Annotated in this window: 17 protein-coding genes; 9 read left to right on the top strand and 8 right to left on the bottom strand. The window is 75.9% G+C overall.

All coding sequences use genetic code 11. From position 1 onward, the window contains the following. Nucleotides 1-22 precede the first annotated feature (22 nt). Complete coding sequence (locus tag ACH436_RS14825; RefSeq protein ID WP_430560953.1) at nucleotides 23-931, bottom strand: LysR family transcriptional regulator; 909 nt, start codon at nucleotides 929-931, stop codon at nucleotides 23-25. Nucleotides 932-1115: 184 nt separating this feature from the next. On the opposite strand from ACH436_RS14825, the gene ACH436_RS14820 reads away from it, so the two are divergent. Next, complete coding sequence (locus tag ACH436_RS14820) at nucleotides 1116-1571, top strand: hypothetical protein (protein ID WP_430560952.1); 456 nt, start codon at nucleotides 1116-1118, stop codon at nucleotides 1569-1571. Between the two features lie 34 nt (nucleotides 1572-1605). On the opposite strand, the gene ACH436_RS14815 is transcribed toward ACH436_RS14820, so the two are convergent. From ACH436_RS14815 to ACH436_RS14805, 3 genes are all read right to left on the bottom strand, one after another. Continuing rightward, on the bottom strand, nucleotides 1606-2103 hold the full coding sequence (locus tag ACH436_RS14815) for a DUF6328 family protein (protein ID WP_430560951.1): 498 nt from the start codon (nucleotides 2101-2103) through the stop codon (nucleotides 1606-1608). Beyond that, nucleotides 2100-2879: an endonuclease/exonuclease/phosphatase family protein gene (locus ACH436_RS14810; RefSeq protein ID WP_430560950.1), complete on the bottom strand. Its 780-nt coding sequence runs from the start codon at nucleotides 2877-2879 to the stop codon at nucleotides 2100-2102. The genes ACH436_RS14815 and ACH436_RS14810 overlap by 4 nt, the downstream gene beginning before the upstream one ends. Nucleotides 2880-3046: 167 nt before the next feature. Beyond that, on the bottom strand, nucleotides 3047-4228 hold the full coding sequence (locus tag ACH436_RS14805) for an aminotransferase class I/II-fold pyridoxal phosphate-dependent enzyme (protein ID WP_430560949.1): 1182 nt from the start codon (nucleotides 4226-4228) through the stop codon (nucleotides 3047-3049). A gap of 83 nt (nucleotides 4229-4311) precedes the next feature. Here ACH436_RS14805 and ACH436_RS14800 point away from each other — a divergent pair, with 83 nt between their 5' ends. The 4 genes from ACH436_RS14800 to ACH436_RS14785 are packed head-to-tail and all read left to right on the top strand — an operon-like array spanning nucleotide 4312 to nucleotide 7137. Beyond that, nucleotides 4312-4851, top strand: a complete 540-nt coding sequence (locus ACH436_RS14800; protein WP_430560948.1) for a DUF1992 domain-containing protein — start codon at nucleotides 4312-4314, stop codon at nucleotides 4849-4851. Nucleotides 4852-4858: 7 nt separating this feature from the next. Further along, nucleotides 4859-5428 (top strand): AAA family ATPase, encoded by a 570-nt coding sequence (locus tag ACH436_RS14795; protein ID WP_430560947.1) that lies wholly within the window; start codon nucleotides 4859-4861, stop codon nucleotides 5426-5428. Continuing rightward, the gene (locus ACH436_RS14790; protein WP_430560946.1) at nucleotides 5425-6207 is read left to right on the top strand and encodes an HAD-IIA family hydrolase; all 783 of its coding nucleotides are present in this window, start codon (nucleotides 5425-5427) and stop codon (nucleotides 6205-6207) included. Before ACH436_RS14795 ends, ACH436_RS14790 begins: the two co-directional genes overlap by 4 nt. A gap of 57 nt (nucleotides 6208-6264) precedes the next feature. After that, nucleotides 6265-7137, top strand: coding sequence for a Nif3-like dinuclear metal center hexameric protein (locus tag ACH436_RS14785; RefSeq protein WP_430560945.1), 873 nt, complete (start codon nucleotides 6265-6267; stop codon nucleotides 7135-7137). A gap of 18 nt (nucleotides 7138-7155) precedes the next feature. Here ACH436_RS14785 and ACH436_RS14780 read toward each other — a convergent pair whose 3' ends face one another. Further along, nucleotides 7156-7572 carry a RidA family protein gene (locus tag ACH436_RS14780; RefSeq protein WP_430560944.1) on the bottom strand — a complete coding sequence of 139 codons (417 nt, stop codon included), beginning with the start codon at nucleotides 7570-7572 and terminating at the stop codon, nucleotides 7156-7158. Nucleotides 7573-7676: 104 nt separating this feature from the next. Between ACH436_RS14780 and ACH436_RS14775 the strand changes: the two genes are divergently transcribed. From ACH436_RS14775 to ACH436_RS14765, 3 genes are all read left to right on the top strand, one after another. Beyond that, nucleotides 7677-9077: an amino acid deaminase gene (locus tag ACH436_RS14775; RefSeq protein ID WP_430560943.1), complete on the top strand. Its 1401-nt coding sequence runs from the start codon at nucleotides 7677-7679 to the stop codon at nucleotides 9075-9077. A gap of 8 nt (nucleotides 9078-9085) precedes the next feature. Beyond that, on the top strand, nucleotides 9086-10702 hold the full coding sequence (locus tag ACH436_RS14770) for an amidohydrolase family protein (protein WP_430560942.1): 1617 nt from the start codon (nucleotides 9086-9088) through the stop codon (nucleotides 10700-10702). A 63-nt stretch (nucleotides 10703-10765) separates the two neighbouring features. Then, nucleotides 10766-11917 (top strand): alpha/beta hydrolase, encoded by a 1152-nt coding sequence (locus ACH436_RS14765; RefSeq protein ID WP_430560941.1) that lies wholly within the window; start codon nucleotides 10766-10768, stop codon nucleotides 11915-11917. Here ACH436_RS14765 and ACH436_RS14760 read toward each other — a convergent pair. Together ACH436_RS14760 and ACH436_RS14755 are read right to left on the bottom strand one after the other, a co-directional pair. After that, the gene (locus ACH436_RS14760) at nucleotides 11850-12395 is read right to left on the bottom strand and encodes a GNAT family N-acetyltransferase (protein WP_430560940.1); all 546 of its coding nucleotides are present in this window, start codon (nucleotides 12393-12395) and stop codon (nucleotides 11850-11852) included. The two genes, ACH436_RS14765 and ACH436_RS14760, sit on opposite strands and share 68 nt — an antisense overlap. Nucleotides 12396-12459: 64 nt before the next feature. Then, nucleotides 12460-12966 carry a low molecular weight protein-tyrosine-phosphatase gene (locus ACH436_RS14755; RefSeq protein ID WP_430561031.1) on the bottom strand — a complete coding sequence of 169 codons (507 nt, stop codon included), beginning with the start codon at nucleotides 12964-12966 and terminating at the stop codon, nucleotides 12460-12462. Between the two features lie 80 nt (nucleotides 12967-13046). Here ACH436_RS14755 and ACH436_RS14750 point away from each other — a divergent pair, with 80 nt between their 5' ends. Beyond that, nucleotides 13047-13970, top strand: a complete 924-nt coding sequence (locus tag ACH436_RS14750; RefSeq protein WP_430560939.1) for an SDR family oxidoreductase — start codon at nucleotides 13047-13049, stop codon at nucleotides 13968-13970. Nucleotides 13971-14255: 285 nt separating this feature from the next. Here ACH436_RS14750 and ACH436_RS14745 read toward each other — a convergent pair whose 3' ends face one another. Next, entirely contained in the window at nucleotides 14256-15212 is a 957-nt protein-coding gene (locus ACH436_RS14745) for a diguanylate cyclase domain-containing protein (protein ID WP_430560938.1), read from the bottom strand. Nucleotides 15213-15401: the final 189 nt, after the last annotated feature.

Here is a 15401-nt window from a genome sequence, read left to right as displayed (position 1 = left end):
GACCTGGCCGGCAGGACGGCCCTCAGCCGAGCTCGAGGTCGCGGGTGACCTCGACCATCGCGTCGACGACCGCGCGCACGGCCGGGCCCGGCTCGTGCCGGGTCGCGCGGTGCCGCGCCACGATGCGGCGCGTGCCGAGGCCCGCGAGCCGCGCGACCTCGACGCCCTCCGGCACGTCCCCGCCCTGCAGGGCGAGCGCGGGCAGCATGGCCACGCCCTGGTTCGCCGCGACGAGCGAGAGCGCGGTGTCGAAGTCGAAGAACCGGTGCCGCTGGCTGACGGTCGTGCCGAGCGTGCGGGCCAGACGGCGCAGCGCGCGGTCGGACGCCGTGTCCGCCTCGGCGCCCACCCACTGCAGGTTCGCCAGGTCGTCGAGGCGCTCGGGCATGGGCAGCCCGGCGGGCACGACGACGCACCACGGCTCGTCGACCAGCGGGACGTCGTGCACGCCGCGGGGAGCGGGGGAGTCCATGTCGGCGTCGCGCTCGAGAAGGATGACGTCGAGGTCGCCGGCGCGCAGCATGCGGACCGCCTCGGCCGGCTCATGCTCGCGCACGTCCACCTCGACCGCCGGGTACTGCTCGGCCAGGTCGAGCAGCATCGGGGCCACGACGGCCCGGATCGCGGTCTGGAAGGCGCCCAGGACGACCGTGCCGCTCACGCCCTCGCCGAGCCCGGCGATCGCCTGGCGCGCCTCGAGCAGCTCGGCCTCGATCCGCTCGCCCGCCTCGGCCAGCACACGGCCCGCGGCGGTGAGGGTGACGCCACGCGGCCCGCGGTCGAGGACGGCGATGCCCTCCTCGGCCTCCAGGCGGGCGATCTGCTGGGACACCGCGGACGGGGTGACATGCAGAAGATCTGCTGCCGCGAGCACGCCCCCGGCACGGTGCACGGCAAGGAGGAAGGCAAGTCTCCGTGGGTCTGTAGCCATGTAGGAATACTAACTGCCGGTCGGAGAAGGATTTGATTGTGCTGAACGCAGATCGTGCTGCAGAATCGTTTCGACGCGGCCGGAGCTCTCCGGTTCCCGGCTCTCGGGAACGGCGTCCCCCACATTCTCAGCTCGACCTTTCCGTGGCACAGGTGTGCCACCCGACCCCCCGGAGGTGCCCGTCATGACGATCTCCCTGCTGACCGTGATTACCGCCCTCGGCTGGGTCGGCGCCATCGCCGTCGTCCTCGCCTACGGCATGGTGAGCAAGGGCCGCTGGACCGCCGACTCGCTCCCGTTCCAGCTGTCCAACGTCGCCGGCGCGTCCGTGATGCTCGTCATCGCGATCGTGAACGGCATCTGGCCGTCCGCGCTGTCGAACGTCGCCGCCGTCGTCATCGGCGCCGCGGCGATGCGCACGATCGCCCGGGCCCGCCGCGCCGAGCGGGCGGCCGCCGCACAGCTCGCCGCGCTGCAGGCGACCGCCGAGCCGCACGCCGTCACCGTCGTCGACGGGTCCGCCGACGCGACCGCCGGCGCCCTCGGCACCGAGGCCCGGCTCGACGCCGCGACCGAGGCGTCCGACGTGGCCGACGTCGCCGAGCTGCCCCGCCAGGAGCGCGTCGACCTCGCCGCCTGACGGCGTCGTCGCCGCGGGTGGTGACGGCCTCCCGTCAGCGCCCGCGGTGCCGCACGAACGCGGGGACCACCGCCCACAGGCCCAGCAGCACGACGGCCGACGTGGCGCCCACGACGATCCCCGCGGCGCGGCCCACGACGACGTCGAACACGAGCTCCGCGGTGCCCGCGAGCGCGATCGCGAGCAGCACCAGCCCGGCTCGCGCCATCCGGTCGCCCCCGGTCACCACCGAGCGCTTGAGGTGCTGGCGGAACAGCGCCCGGTGCAGCGCGACCGGGGCGACGAGGAGCCCTGTCGTCGCGACGCACACGAGCACGAGCACCAGGTACACCGTGCGCTGATAGTCGTCCAGGTCCCCGAACCGGCTCTGGAACGGCAGGATCAGCAGGAAGCCGGTGAGGATCTGCACGCCCGTCTGCATGACGCGCAGCTCCTGCAGCAGCTCGTTCCAGTTCCGGTCCGAGCGCTGCTCCGGCGTCTCCGGGCGGCCGTGCCCGCGGTCCGGGACGCCCCCGGTCGGCTGGTCCGTCATGCCGGCTCCCCGCCGAGCGCGACGTCGACGACGACCGCGCGATGGTCGCTCACGCCGAGGTCCACGGCCCTCGCGACGCCGGTGGCCGTCACCGGGCCGTCTACCAGGACGTGGTCGATGCGGATCCAGGGCCGCATGCGCGGGTACGTCGGAACGTGCACGAGCTCGCGCCAGCCCGTGCGCCGGGCCGGCAGGTCGCCGCGGGTGTTGAGGTCCCCCAGCAGCACCAGCGGGCGCGGCGCGTGCCGCACCCGCTGCCGCAGCCGCCGCAGCTGCGCGGCCTTCCACGGCTCGCTCTTGGACAGGTGCGTGGCGACGACGGTCAGCGGGCCGTCGGGGGTCGTAACGGCGGCCGCGACGGCCACGCGCGGCTCGTCGACGCCGAGCGGCGGCACGCCCGGAAGGTTGAGACCGGGCAGTCGCATGGCGCGCCAGGCGCGCACCGGGTGGCGGCTCAGCAGCGCGATGCCGTAGCCGGCCGGGGCGGGCAGGCGGCCGTCGTCGCCCTCGGCGGAGCGCGGGGCGCGGCGGCGACGCCAGGCGGGGTCGAGCGCCCCCCGGACCGCGGGGACGAAGCGGTGCTCCGGCATCCCGAGCGCCCCGGCGATCCGGTACGCCTGCGCCTCGCCGTCGGACCGCGCCTGGCCGTGGTCCACCTCCTGGAGCGCCACGACGTCGGCGTCCAGCGCGGCGAGCGCCGTCCCGAGCCGGTCGAGGTCCACCCGCTCCCCGTCCACGAGAGCGTGCTGGACGTTCGCCGTCACCAGTCGGATCATCCGTCCTCCGTCCGTGAGGAAGTCCCGCTCCCGCCGAGGTAGTTCCGGTCCTGCCGAGGTAGTTCCGGTCCTGCCGAGGTAGTGCGAGCCTCCCGCACGACGCCGTGCCTCGCACCCACGACCGGCCCTTCACGCACCACCTCGCGGGGACCGGAACTACCTCGCCGTCAGAGGGTGCGGTGCCAGGCGACGATGCGGTCGACGGCGCGGGAGACGACGTCGGGCGCGGCGGCGAAGGAGAGGCGCACCCAGTCGCCGCCGGACACGGTGTCGAAGTCGGCGCCGGGGGTGATCGCGACGTCGGCCTCGGCGAGCAGGCGCCGGCAGTAGGCCACCGAGTCGCCGCCGACGGCGTCGCGGAACCCGGACACGTTCCCGTACAGGTAAAACGCGCCGTCCGCGGGCGCGACGGGGCGCCACCCGAGCTCTTCCACCCGGTCGAGCAGGGCGGCACGCGACGCCGCGTACCGGGCGACGTTCTCGGCCGCGGCGGCGTAGCCGGCGGGGGAGAAGGCCGCGACCCCGGCGTGCTGCGCCAGCGCCGGCGGCGACAGCGCGACGTTGCCGGCGAGCGCGTCGACGGGACCGACCAGCTCGTCGGGCAGCACGAGCCAGCCCAGACGCCAGCCGGTCATGGCCCAGTACTTGGAGAACGAGTTCACCACCACCGCCCCGGCGTCGGTGTACATCGCGGCAGTGGCCTGTTGTACGTCAGCGGAGTAGGCGATCCCGTGGTAGATCTCGTCGCTGATCAGGCGGACCTCGTGCTCCTCGCACCAGCGCGCCAGGGCGGCCAGCTCGGCGGGCGGCAGCATCGTGCCCGTCGGGTTGGCGGGGGACGCGACGACCAGCCCGTCCAGCCCGCCCTCGTAGTAGGCCTCCATGAGCTGGGAGACGGTGGGCTGGTAGCGGGTGTCCGGACCGCAGTCGAGCTCCACCACCTCGCACCCCAGCGCGGCGAGGATGTTCTTGTACGCCGGGTACCCCGGCCGGGCGAGCGCCACCCGGTCGCCGACGTCGAACGCGGCGAGGAACGCGAGCAGGAACCCACCGCTCGACCCGGTCGTCACCGCGATGCGTGCCGGGTCCACCTCGACGTCGTACCAGCGGCGGTAGTGCCCGGCGATCTCCCGCCGCAGCGCGGGCACCCCCATCGACTCGGTGTAGCCGAGGTCGGCGGTGCGCAGCAGCTCCGCCGCCTTCTCCCGCACGACGTCCGACGCCCCCGTGGACGGCTCGCCCGCGCACAGGTTGAGCACGTCGTGCCCGGCGGCTCGACGCCCGTTGGCCTCCGCCAGCACCTGCATGACGGCGAACGGCGGCACGTGGCTGCGGCGCGAGACCTTCATACGGCCATCATGCCGGGTCGCGGTCGGCCGTGGCCGGCCGGTCCACGCCTAGTCTGGACGCAGACGACCCGAGAGGAATGCCGATGTTCCGACGCCGCCGCGACGACCAGCGCGACCCGGCTCGCCGGGCCGCCCAGTACCAGGTGGACCGCGAGATCGCGGCGGAGGCACGCGACGCGGGCGGGGAGGCCGGCGACGCGGAGCCCGCCGCCGCGCAGCCCCGCCGCCGCATGGACGACCGCGCCCTGTGGGTGGACACCGTCGTCGACCAGGCCATCCGTCGCGGCGAGTTCGACGACCTCCCGCTGCAGGGCAAGCCGATCCCCGGGCTGCGCGGCACGCACGACCCGGACTGGTGGCTCAAGAACCTCGTGGAGCGCGAGCAGATCACCGGTGTCCTGCCGGCCGCGCAGCTGCGCCGCGACGACGCCGAGCTGGACGACACGCTCGACCGCGAGCCCGAGGAACGGCGCGTCCGGGAGGCCGTCGAGGAGTTCAACGCGCGGGTCGTCGACGCCCGCCGCCAGCTCCTGGGCGGTCCACCGGTCGTGACGCCGACGCGCGACGTCGAGCGCGAGGTGCGGCGGTGGCGCGAGCGCCGCCGCGCCCGCGGGATCTTCTGAGGCCGCCGTGGGAGACGTCGTCGTGGTGACGGGCCCGCCGGGCTCGGGGAAGTCGGCCGTCGGGGCGGCCCTGGCCGACCTGCTCGACCCTTCCGCGCTGCTCGAGGCGGACTGGTTCTTCGGCCGGTGGCGGTGCGGCGGCGTCGACCCGTGGCTCCCGGAGGCGGCGCCGCAGACCGCGCACGCCGGGCGGGCGGCGATGGCCGCCACCGTCGAGTTCGCGCGGTCCGACGCGTGGGTGGTCTACGACGGCGTCCTGCACGCCGACGCCGCCCGGGACCTCGCCTCCCTCGCGGCGGAGGCGGGTGCCGCCGTGCACCGCGCCGTCCTGCTGCCGCCGGTCGACGTGTGCCTCGCCCGCGTGGCCACGCGCACGGGGCACGGCTTCGACGACCCGGTCGCCACGCGGACGATGCACGCCGCGTTCGCCGCGGAGGTCGACGGCACGGCGGACGACGCCGTCGTGCGGGACGACGCCGCGTCGCCCAGCGACGTCGCGGCGCGGGTCCGCGACCTGCTGCTCGCCGGGGCGCTGCGGGTACCCGGGCCGGTCACGACCGGGGGAGCGCGGCCGTGACCGGGCACGCGGTGCTGCTCGACCTGCAGGGCACGGTGTACGAGGGCGACCACCTGGTCCCTGGCGCGGACGCCGCGGTCACCGCGCTGCGGGACGCGGGCCACGCCGTCCGCTTCGTGACCAACACCGACTCCCAGGACTCGCCGTCGATCGTCGCGCGCCTGCGCGGGATGGGCCTCGGCCTGGACCCGAACGAGCTGTTCACCCCGGTGGACGCCGCGGCCGCGGACCTCGCCGGCACGGGCGCGCGGGTGCACGTGCTCGCCACCGCCGCCGTCCGCGACCAGCTCGCGGCGCGTGTCGACGTCGTCGGCCCCGACGACGGCCCCACGCACGTGCTGGTCGGCGACGTGCACGACGTGCTCGACTACCCAGCCCTCGACGCCGCGTTCCGCGCCGTGCTGGACGGCGCGGAGCTGCTGGCGCTGCAGCACGGCCGCTGGTTCCTGCGCGACGGCCGGCCCGCGCTCGACACGGGCTCGGTGGTCGCGGCGATCGAGCACGGCGCCGAGGTGACGGCCCGCACGCTGGGCAAGCCGAGCACGGAGTTCCTGCGGCTCGCGCTCGGCACCGTCAGCCCGGCGCCGGCCCTCGACCACACGTGGGTGGTCGGCGACGACCGCTCGTCGGACGTCGCGATGGGCCGCGCGGCCGGTGTCCGCACGGTGCTGGTGCGCACGGGCAAGTTCGCACGGCAGGCCGACGACGAGTCCCTGCCGCGCCCCGACCACGTGCTCGACGACGTCACCGGCCTCCCGGGGCTGCTCCACCGGGCCTGAGGGACTGCGCCCGAGGTGCCGACCGGACGAGTCGGGGCCGGCGGTTACCGTGGCGCCGTGACGACGCGCCCGCACGACCCGACCCTCACCGCCGCATGCCTGGTCTCCCGCGCCGCGGCGGCGCTGGCGGTGTCGCCGCGGTCGACGACGGTCGACGGCCTCGTCGCGGGCGACCCCGGCACCCTGGTGCGCGGAGTCGCCGTGACGACGCTCGCCTCGCTCGAGGTGCTGGAGCGCGCGGTCGCCGCGGGCGCCAACGTCGTCGTCACGCACGAGCCGGCCGACTACGACCACACCGGCGCCGCCGTCCCCGACCTGGAGGCGGAGGGCGACCCGGTGCTCGCGGCCAAGCGCGCGTTCGTCGCCGACCACGGCCTCGTGGTGTGGCGCGCGCACGACGCCTGGCACGACCGGCGCCCGGACGGCGTCGACGAGGGCACGGCCCGTGCGCTGGGCTGGTCGCTCGACCCCGCCGCGGACGGGGCGTCGGTGTGCGACGTCGGCCCGACGACGCTGGGCGAGCTGGCCGCGCACGTCGCGACGACGCTCGGCGCGCGCACGGCCCGCTATGTCGGCGACCCGGACCAGCCGGTGCGGCGCGTGGGCCTGGACCTGGGCTTCCGCGGCTTCGCGCGCAACCGTGCGGTGCTGCGCCGGGACGACGTGGACGCCGTCGTCGTGGGGGAGGCGCACGAGTGGGAGACGCAGTCGTACGCGCTGGACGCCGCCCACCTCGGCACCACCGGCCGGGGCGCACCGAAGGGGCTGGTCGTGGCCGGGCACGTGCCGGCCGAGCAGGCGGGGATGGCCCTGTTCGCCGACTGGCTGCGCGACGTCGTCCCCGAGGTGCCGGTGACGTTCCTGCCCACGCCGGACCTCGCCCGACCGGCGCTCCCGCCGGGACGGCCTGCGACCTCGGCGGCCGGCTGAGCGGGCCGCCTGGGCCGCTCAGGCGAGGTAGGCGAGCGCGTCGATCTCGACGAGCATCTCCTCGCGCGGCAGGCCGACCATCACCGTGGTGCGGGACGGCAGCACGGCGTCCGGGCCGAGCCGCTCGCCGAGGAACGCGCCGTAGGCGTCGTTCATCGCGGCGAAGTCGTCGCGCGTCGTGAGGTAGACCCGCAGCATGACGACGTCCGCCATGGTGCCGCCGCCGGCGCGCACGATCGCCTCGACGTTCTGCAGGGTGCGCGTGGTCTGCGCGGCGACGTCCCCGGGGTGGAGGTACTCGCCGGTCGCGGGGTCCACGGGGCCCTGACCGGAGACCTGGAGCAGGTCGCCGACCCGGACGCCCTGGTGGAACGTGTGCGCCGGGGCGGGGGCCTGGTCGGTGGAGATCGCGGTCTTCGGGGTCTGCTCGGCCATGTGCTCGTCCTTTCGGGGTGGGGCGGCCTCCCCGGACCTGGCGTGCATTTCTGCAGGCGGTACGGCATCGTCGCACCGTCGACGGCGAACGAGGAGGCCTGACGATGGACGGTACCGGAGCCGTGGACACCTGTCGGATCGACCGCGAGAAGATCGCCGCCCTCGACGACGAGCGCGTCGGCCCGCGCCACAAGGCGGTGCCGCCGGAGCTCTGGGGGCTGTCCGTCGCCGAGGTCCGCGCGCGCCGCCCGCGCCTGTCGCAGCTGCCGACCCCGCTGCTCACGCTGTCCCGGTCCGCGCTCGACACCAACCTGCGTGTGATGGCCGACTGGTGCGCCGAGCGCGGGCTGGACCTCGCCCCCCACGGCAAGACGACGATGGCGCCGCGGCTGTGGGCGGAGCAGGTCGACGCGGGCGCCTGGGCGATCACCGTCGCGAACCCGTTCCAGCTCGGCGTGGCCCTCGAGTTCGGCATCGGCCGGGTGCTGGTCGCGAACAGCGTGATCTCGCCCCTGGCGCTGCGCTGGATCGCGGACGAGCTGGCCGCCGACCGCGAGCTGCGGGTGCTGGTCTGGGCGGACTCGCCGGTCGCGGTGGACCTCATGCACGACGCGCTCGCGGCGCACACCGCCGCGGCCGGTTCCCGCCCGCCCCTCGACGTCCTCGTCGAGCGCGGCGGCGCCGGCGGTCGGACGGGCGCCCGGGACCTGGAGACCGCGCTGGCGACGGCGGAGCGCGTGGCCGCGTCCCCGCACCTGCGCCTGGCGGGCGTCGGCGGGTACGAGGGCGCGCTCGCGCACGACTCCGACACCCGCAGCCGGGACGTGGTGCGCGGCTACCTGCGCGACCTGGTCGAGGTGCACGAGCGGCTGGTCGCCGACGGCCGGTACGAGGTGGAGGTGCCGGTCGTGACGGCGGGCGGCAGCGCCTACTTCGACGTCGTGGACGAGGTGCTGTCGCCGCTGGTCGCGGCGGGGGCACGGGTGGTGCTGCGCAGCGGCGCCTACGTGGTGCACGACGACGGCTTCTACCGGCACGTCTCCCCGCTCGGGGAGGAGCCGCGCACCGGCGGCCCGGGATTCCGCAGCGCGATGCACGGCTGGGTCCGCGTGAGCTCGCGGCCGGAACCGGGACTGGCGCTGTTCGACGCCGGCAAGCGCGACCTGCCGTTCGACGAGGGCCTGCCGGAGGTGCAGCTGCGGCGCCCGCGCATGCCCGGGGACGCGCCGGCGACCGTCGCGGGCGTGCAGGTCACCGCACTGAACGACCAGCACGGCTTCCTGCGGTGGGACGCGCACGACGGCGGTGCCGACGGTGCCGACGGTGCCGACAGGGCCGACAGGGCCGACGGTGCCGACAGGGCCGACCTGCGCATCGGCGACGAGCTGCGCCTGGGCCTGTCGCACCCGTGCACGGCGATGGACAAGTGGACGCTCGTGCCGGTGGTGGACGACGCGGACGCCGCCGACCCGGTCGTCGTCGACCTGGTGCGGACCTGGTTCTGAGGGGGAGCATGACCGCCGACCTGCTGGTCCGCGACGCGCTGGTGCTCGACGGCACGGGCGCCCCGGGGGTCGTCGCCGACGTCGCCGTGGCGGACGGCCGCATCGTCGCCGTCGACCCCGGGCGGTCGGACGCCCGGGCGGCCGGCGCGCACCGCACGGTGGACGCGGCAGGCCGCGCGCTCACCCCGGGCTTCATCGACATGCACGCCCACTCGGACGTGCAGATCCTCGCGAACCCGGACCACACGGCGAAGGTGAGCCAGGGCGTGACGCTGGAGGTGCTGGGCCAGGACGGGCTGTCGTTCGCGCCGGTGGACGAGCGCACCCGCACCGCGATCCGCGCCCAGATCGCCGGCTGGAACGACGACCCGCCGGGTTTCGCCTGGGACTGGGAGTCGGTGGCCGGCTACCTGGACCGCCTGGACCGGGGCATCGCCTGCCACGCCGCCTACCTGGTGCCGCAGGGCACGCTGCGCCACCTCGTCGTCGGGCCGGACGAGCGCCCGGCGACGCCCGCGGAGGTCGCCCGGATGGGCGAGCTGCTGGCCCAGGGGCTGCGCGAGGGCGCGCTGGGCATGAGCAGCGGCCTCACGTACACGCCGGGCATGTACGCCGACGACGACGAGCTCGCCGCGCTGCTGCGCGTCGTCGCCGCGCACGACGGCTACTACAGCCCGCACCACCGGTCGTACGGGAAGGGCGCGCTCGAGGCGTACGCGGAGATGATCGACCTGGCCCGTGCCACGGGCTGCGCGCTGCACCTCACGCACGCGACGATGAACTTCGCCCCCAACCGCGGCCGCGCGGGCGAGCTGCTCGCGCTGGTCGACGCGGCGCTGGACGACGGCGTGGACGTCACGCTCGACACCTACCCGTACCTGCCGGGCTCGACGACGCTCAGCGCGATCCTGCCGAGCTGGTCGTTCTCGGGCGGCACGGACGCGCTGCTGTCCCGGCTCGCCGACCCCGCCGACCGCGAGCGCATCGTGTACGAGCTGGAGCACGTCGGCACCGACGGCTGCCACGGCTGTGTCGCGGAGTGGGACACCATCGAGATCAGCGGCGTGCAGAACCCGGCGCTGGCGGGGCGCGTGGGACGCACCGTGGAGGCGATCGCCCGCGACGAGGGCCGCGCGCCGGGCGACGTCTTCGTGGAGCAGCTCGTGGCCGACCGGCTCGGCACCACGATCCTGCAGCACGTGGGCCACGAGGAGAACGTGCGCACGATCATGCAGCACCGCACGCACTGCGGCGGCTCGGACGCGATCCTCGTGGGCGGCCGCCCGCACCCGCGCGCGTGGGGCACGTTCCCCCGCTACCTCGCGCGGTACGTGCGCGAGCTCGGCGTCCTGTCCCTCGAGGACTGCGTGCACCACCTCACCGGACGCCCCGCGGCCCGCCTGCGGCTGGTCGACCGCGGCCTGGTCCGCACCGGCCACGCCGCGGACCTCGTGCTGCTCGACCCCGACACCGTCCAGGACACCGCGACGTTCGCCGAGCCGCGGCAGCAGGCCACGGGCATCGACCTGGTCCTCGTCGACGGCGTCGCCGTCGTCGACGCCGGCGCGCGCACCGACGCCCTCCCCGGGCGTGCCCTGCGGCGCACGGGCAGCGGCACCCGCTGACGCAGGAGGAGCCCCGCGGGCACCCGGCTCGCGCGGGCGCGCCGGGTTCCTTACGTTCGGGTCGTGGAGCAGGCCGGCACGAGCAGCACGTGGGAGCCCGACGTGCTGCCCGGGTTCGAGCGGCTCACGCTGCCGCTGGAGCCCGACTTCGAGGGCGACGTCGTCGCGACGCTCGTGCGCAGGGCCGTGGAGCCGGGTGTCGACGACGACGCCGAGCGAGACGCCGGCATCGACGTGCTGTACGTGCACGGCTGGGTGGACTACTTCTTCCAGACCCACCTCGCGGCGTTCTGGGAGCGGCAGGGGGCACGCTTCTACGCCCTCGACCTGCGCAAGTACGGCCGCAGCCTGCGCGAGCACCAGACGCCCGGGTTCGTCACGGCGCTGGCCACGTACGACGAGGACATCGAGGCCGCCCTCGCCGCTCTCGGGCACGGCCCGGACGCCGCCTCGGACCGCCGCCTGGTGCTCATGGGCCACTCCACGGGCGGGCTGGTGCTCAGCCTCTGGGTGTCGCACCGCCCGGGACGCGCCGACGCGCTGGTGCTCAACAGCCCCTGGCTCGAGTTCCAGACGGGTGGCGTGGGGCGGTGGGTGCTGGAGCCGGGCGTGCGCGCCCAGGCCGCGCTCGCCCCGCGCAGCCAGCTCGTGAACGTGGACCTCGGGTTCTACGCGCGCAGCATCTCCGACCGGTTCGACGGCGCGTGGTCCGTCGACCCCGCCTGGCGGCCGGACACCGGCTGGCGCTCCACCCCGGCGTGGCTGGCGGCGATCTTCCAGGGGCAGGAGCGCGTGTCGCGCGGGCTGGGCATCGACGTGCCCGTGCTGGTGCTGCTGTCGGCCCGCTCGACGGCGCCGGTGCGGTGGAGCCCCGAGATGATGACCACCGACTCCGTGCTCGAGGTGAACGGCGTCGCGCGGCGCGTGCCCGCGCTGGGCAGCCACGTCACCCTCGTGAGGATCGACGGCGCCCTGCACGACGTCACGCTCTCCGCGCCCGCGGTGCGCGACGTCGTGTGGCGGGAGCTCTCCCGCTGGGTCGCCGCCTACGTGCCCGCCCCGCCGCCCGCCGCCGCGCCGGAGCCGACGGGCGTGGCCGCCTGGTGGCGCCGGACCTTCGGCCGCGGGCGACCCTCGCGGCGGACGGTCACAGCGCCCGCACCAGCTCCAGCTCCTCGCCCTGCTCCAGGACGAACCGCGCGCCCGACGGGGTGAACCCCAGCTTGCGGTAGGCGGCCTGCGCGCGCGGGTTGTCGACGTGCACGCAGAGCCGGGCCCGCTCGACGCCGAGGTCGCGCGCCCAGTCCTGCACGCCGTCGAACAGCCGCGCCAGCAGGCCGGCTCCGCGGTGCTCCGGCCGCACGAACACGCCCACGAGGTGCACCTGCCGCTGCTCGACGGGGCCACCCAGGACGTCGGTCGCCCCCGGCTCCTCGACCAGGCCGGTCGTCGTGGCGACCCAGCGGCCGTCCGGGTCGACGGCGACGAACGCGGCCACCGCGTCGCTCGTGGCGTTGCCGCGCGCCCGCTCCTGCCAGAACGCGTCCGGCCGCGCGGCCGCGACCTCGTGCGTCTCGAGGAACGCCACCGGCGCCGCCGGGTCCTGCAGCGCCGCCAGGCGCAGGTCGCGCGTCTCGCGCCACTCGTCCTCGCGGGCGCGGCGGACGGTGAGCGGGGCGGGCGGAGTCGTCATGGCCCGATCCTCGCACCCGGCCCAGAGCATCTCGTCCGGCTTTTTCCGCCCTGCGCGAGCCGGGTCAGCCGCCCAGCCGCGCCCGCACGTGCTCGACGACGCCGTCCGCGGCCGCCTCGACCTCCGCCAGGGTGGTCTCGAACCCGGACTCGTCGCCGTACCAGGGGTCGTCCACGTCGAGCACGTGCTCGTCGCCGCCCGGCTCCACGACGGGGGCCGCGGGGTCGAACGACCGGTACATCCGGATCTCGGCGAGCCCCGGGGAGCCCGCGGCGCCGTCGGCCAGGCGCCGCAGCCGGCGCGCGTGCTGCGCCGTCATGGGCAGCACCAGGTCGTGGTCGGCGAGATCCGCCCGGGTCACCTGGCGGGCGCGGTGGCCGTCGCCGGTCGGGTAGCCGTGCGCCGCCAGCGTGCGCCGGGCGCGGCTGTCGACGGGGTTGCCGCGCTCCTCGTCGCTCACGCCGGAGGAGTCCACGACGACGGCGTCCCCCAGGCCGGCGGCCTCGAGCCGGTCGCGCAGCACGATCTCGGCCATGGGGGAGCGGCAGATGTTGCCGGTGCAGACGGTCATCACGCGGTACGGGGTGGCGGTCACGGGCCCATTCTCACCTCTCGCCGAGCCCTCTTCCCGATCCGTGCCTACCGTGAAGCATGGCGAGATGGGCGGCGGACGGGCTGATCGCCGTCACCGGCGCGAGCGGACGGCTCGGGTCACGACTGGCGTTCCGGCTCGCGGCCGAGGGCGCCCGGCAGCGGCTGGTCGTGCGGTCCCCGGCGCAGGCGCCGCGGCTCAGCGACGGCCGTCCGCTGCCGGTCGCCGAGGTCGCGGTCGCGGACGGGTACCGCGACACCGCCGCGATGCGCGCCGCGTTCGACGGCGTGCGCACCGTCTTCCTCGTGAGCGCGCGCGAGGCGCCGGACCGGGTCGCGCAGCACACCGCGATGATCGACGCCGCGGCGGCCGCCGGCGTCGAGCGCCTGGTCTACACGTCCTTCGCGGGCGCGGCGCCCGACGCCGTGTTCACGTTCGCGCGCGACCACTGGCATACCGAGCAGCACCTCGCCGAGGTCGCGGCGCGCACCGGGCTGCGCTGGACGGTGCTGCGCGACAACCTGTACTTCCACGCGCTGAGCACGTTCGTCGGGCACGACGGCGTGATCCGGGGCCCGGCGGCGGACGGGCGCGTCGCGGCCGTGTCGCACGACGACGTCGCGGACGTCGCCACCGCCGTCATCCTCGACGAGCGACCGGCCCGGCACGACGGCGCGACCTACGAGGTCACCGGGCCGCAGGCGCTCACGCTCGACGAGGTGGCCGCCACCCTCGGGCGCGCCGCCGGCCGCGACCTCACCTACCACCCGGAGACCGAGGAGGAGGCGTACGCGTCGCGCGCCGGGTTCGGGGCGGAGCCGTTCGAGCTCGACGGGTGGGTGACGTCGTACACCGCCATCGCCGCGGGCGAGCTGGCGCGCGTGTCCGACGACGTCGGCCGGCTCGTCGGCCGGCCGGCGCGCTCGCTCGCCCAGTGGCTCGACGACTACCCCGGCGAGTGGGCGCACCTGCGGCGCGCGTAGGCCCTCGTGCCCCGGGCCGAGTTCACCCTGAGGAAAACCCTTGGCCTCCCCGCGACGGCGGGCGTAGCGTCGTCGGCACATGAGAAGGGAGGTGATCCGAGCAGTGAAGACTCTTCGGACCCATGAGGTGGTCGCGCGCTAGTCGCGCGCGCTAGAACGTCGGGCGGGTAGCGAGTTCCTCGCGACCACCGGAGCCCGCGGGTGCCGTGACCTCGTCCAGCACGGCAGGAGGCTCGACCTCCAGCCCGCGGGCTTTGCCCTGCCCGGGACCATGGCGCCAGGGCCTCAGACCAGCGCGGCCGCGCGACGCTCCCTGCGCAGGCGCCGCTCGGCCTGGGCGACGAGCTCGTCCGCGTCGGCCGCACCGGCCACGGACCACGCGGCCGCCGCGCGGAGCTCGGGCCAGGGGCGGGCACCGAACCCTGGGGACGGTGACGCGACGTGCGCGAGAACGTGCTGCCGCAGGGCGTCCGCGGACGCCGCCGCCTGGATGTCGTCCATCGCCGGTAGCGTCGCCAGCACCGCGAAGCCGTCGCCCTCCACCCGGCCCGCCTCGCAGCCGGCCGGCAGCGCCGCACCGATCCGGACGGCGAGCTCCGCGAGCACCTCGTCGCCGGCGTCCTGCCCGTGGCCGGCGTTGATCGCCGCCATCTCCCGCACGTCGAGGAGCACCAGCACCACCCGGGTCCCGCCCCCGCGCACCAGCGCGCACCGGCGACGCAGCGCGTACCAGGTGGCGGGGCGGCCGGGCAGGCGCGTCAGCGAGTCGTGGGTGGAGCGCTCGGCCAGCTCGGCGACGACCGCCCGCATGACGTCCGCCGTGCTCGCGGAGCCCCAGGCCGAGGGGCCGCTCACGAGGACGTCGTCGTACCGCCGGGCCGCGGTGCGTGCCATCGCGAGGCCCGCGGCGTCCGCGACCGACGTCCCCGGCTCGACGACGAGGGGCGACCAGTCCGCGACCGCCCCCGTCGGGCGCCGTTCCAGGACGGCGCGCCCGTACCCGAGCCGCCCCGTGAGCGCCGCGGTCAGGCCGGCGCGCGTGACGATGCCGGTGCGGGCGGGTGCGGCGTCGTCCTGCACGGCCACCGCGCTCACCTCCGGGCGCCGGAAGATGACCTCGAGCTGCCCGACCGGCAGCGTGGAGCCCACGACGAGCACCGGTTGCGCCAGGTCGGCGACCGACGCGACGCGGGTCCGGCGCGGGGCGACGTGGCGGGCCAGGTGGGCGATCTCGTCGTGCACAAGCGGCAGTATGGCCGCGGCGGGGGGCCGTCCGGCGTCATCGGCCGAGATGTTCGCCGAGCGTTCGCCGGTCGTTCAACCCCCGGCGCCAGGGCGGCGGCCACCTGCGCGAACGTGGGAGCGAGACCACGCTGCGCCCGGGGTTCCCGGTCCCTAGAGTGTCGCCAGGTACGCGAGGTTCGCGACGTC

It is taken from the genome of Isoptericola sp. NPDC019693 (assembly GCF_044389085.1).
In the GTDB taxonomy this organism is placed as follows: domain Bacteria; phylum Actinomycetota; class Actinomycetes; order Actinomycetales; family Cellulomonadaceae; genus Isoptericola.
The sequence above is the reverse complement of the archived record's forward strand: the minus strand, read 5'-3'. Positions and strand labels throughout refer to the sequence as shown.

Excerpts from the sequence above, each read along its gene's own strand:
- ACH436_RS14800 (WP_430560948.1), top strand. The coding sequence starts at position 4,312 with ATGTTCCGACGCCGCCGCGACGACCAGCGCGACCCGGCTCGCCGGGCC.
- ACH436_RS14805 (WP_430560949.1), bottom strand. The coding sequence starts at position 4,228 with ATGAAGGTCTCGCGCCGCAGCCACGTGCCGCCGTTCGCCGTCATGCAG.
- ACH436_RS14780 (WP_430560944.1), bottom strand. The coding sequence starts at position 7,572 with ATGGCCGAGCAGACCCCGAAGACCGCGATCTCCACCGACCAGGCCCCC.
- ACH436_RS14750 (WP_430560939.1), top strand. The coding sequence starts at position 13,047 with ATGGCGAGATGGGCGGCGGACGGGCTGATCGCCGTCACCGGCGCGAGC.
- ACH436_RS14815 (WP_430560951.1), bottom strand. The coding sequence starts at position 2,103 with ATGACGGACCAGCCGACCGGGGGCGTCCCGGACCGCGGGCACGGCCGC.
- ACH436_RS14825 (WP_430560953.1), bottom strand. The coding sequence starts at position 931 with ATGGCTACAGACCCACGGAGACTTGCCTTCCTCCTTGCCGTGCACCGT.
- ACH436_RS14775 (WP_430560943.1), top strand. The coding sequence starts at position 7,677 with ATGGACGGTACCGGAGCCGTGGACACCTGTCGGATCGACCGCGAGAAG.
- ACH436_RS14770 (WP_430560942.1), top strand. The coding sequence starts at position 9,086 with ATGACCGCCGACCTGCTGGTCCGCGACGCGCTGGTGCTCGACGGCACG.
- ACH436_RS14810 (WP_430560950.1), bottom strand. The coding sequence starts at position 2,879 with ATGATCCGACTGGTGACGGCGAACGTCCAGCACGCTCTCGTGGACGGG.
- ACH436_RS14755 (WP_430561031.1), bottom strand. The coding sequence starts at position 12,966 with ATGACCGTCTGCACCGGCAACATCTGCCGCTCCCCCATGGCCGAGATC.
- ACH436_RS14760 (WP_430560940.1), bottom strand. The coding sequence starts at position 12,395 with ATGACGACTCCGCCCGCCCCGCTCACCGTCCGCCGCGCCCGCGAGGAC.
- ACH436_RS14820 (WP_430560952.1), top strand. The coding sequence starts at position 1,116 with ATGACGATCTCCCTGCTGACCGTGATTACCGCCCTCGGCTGGGTCGGC.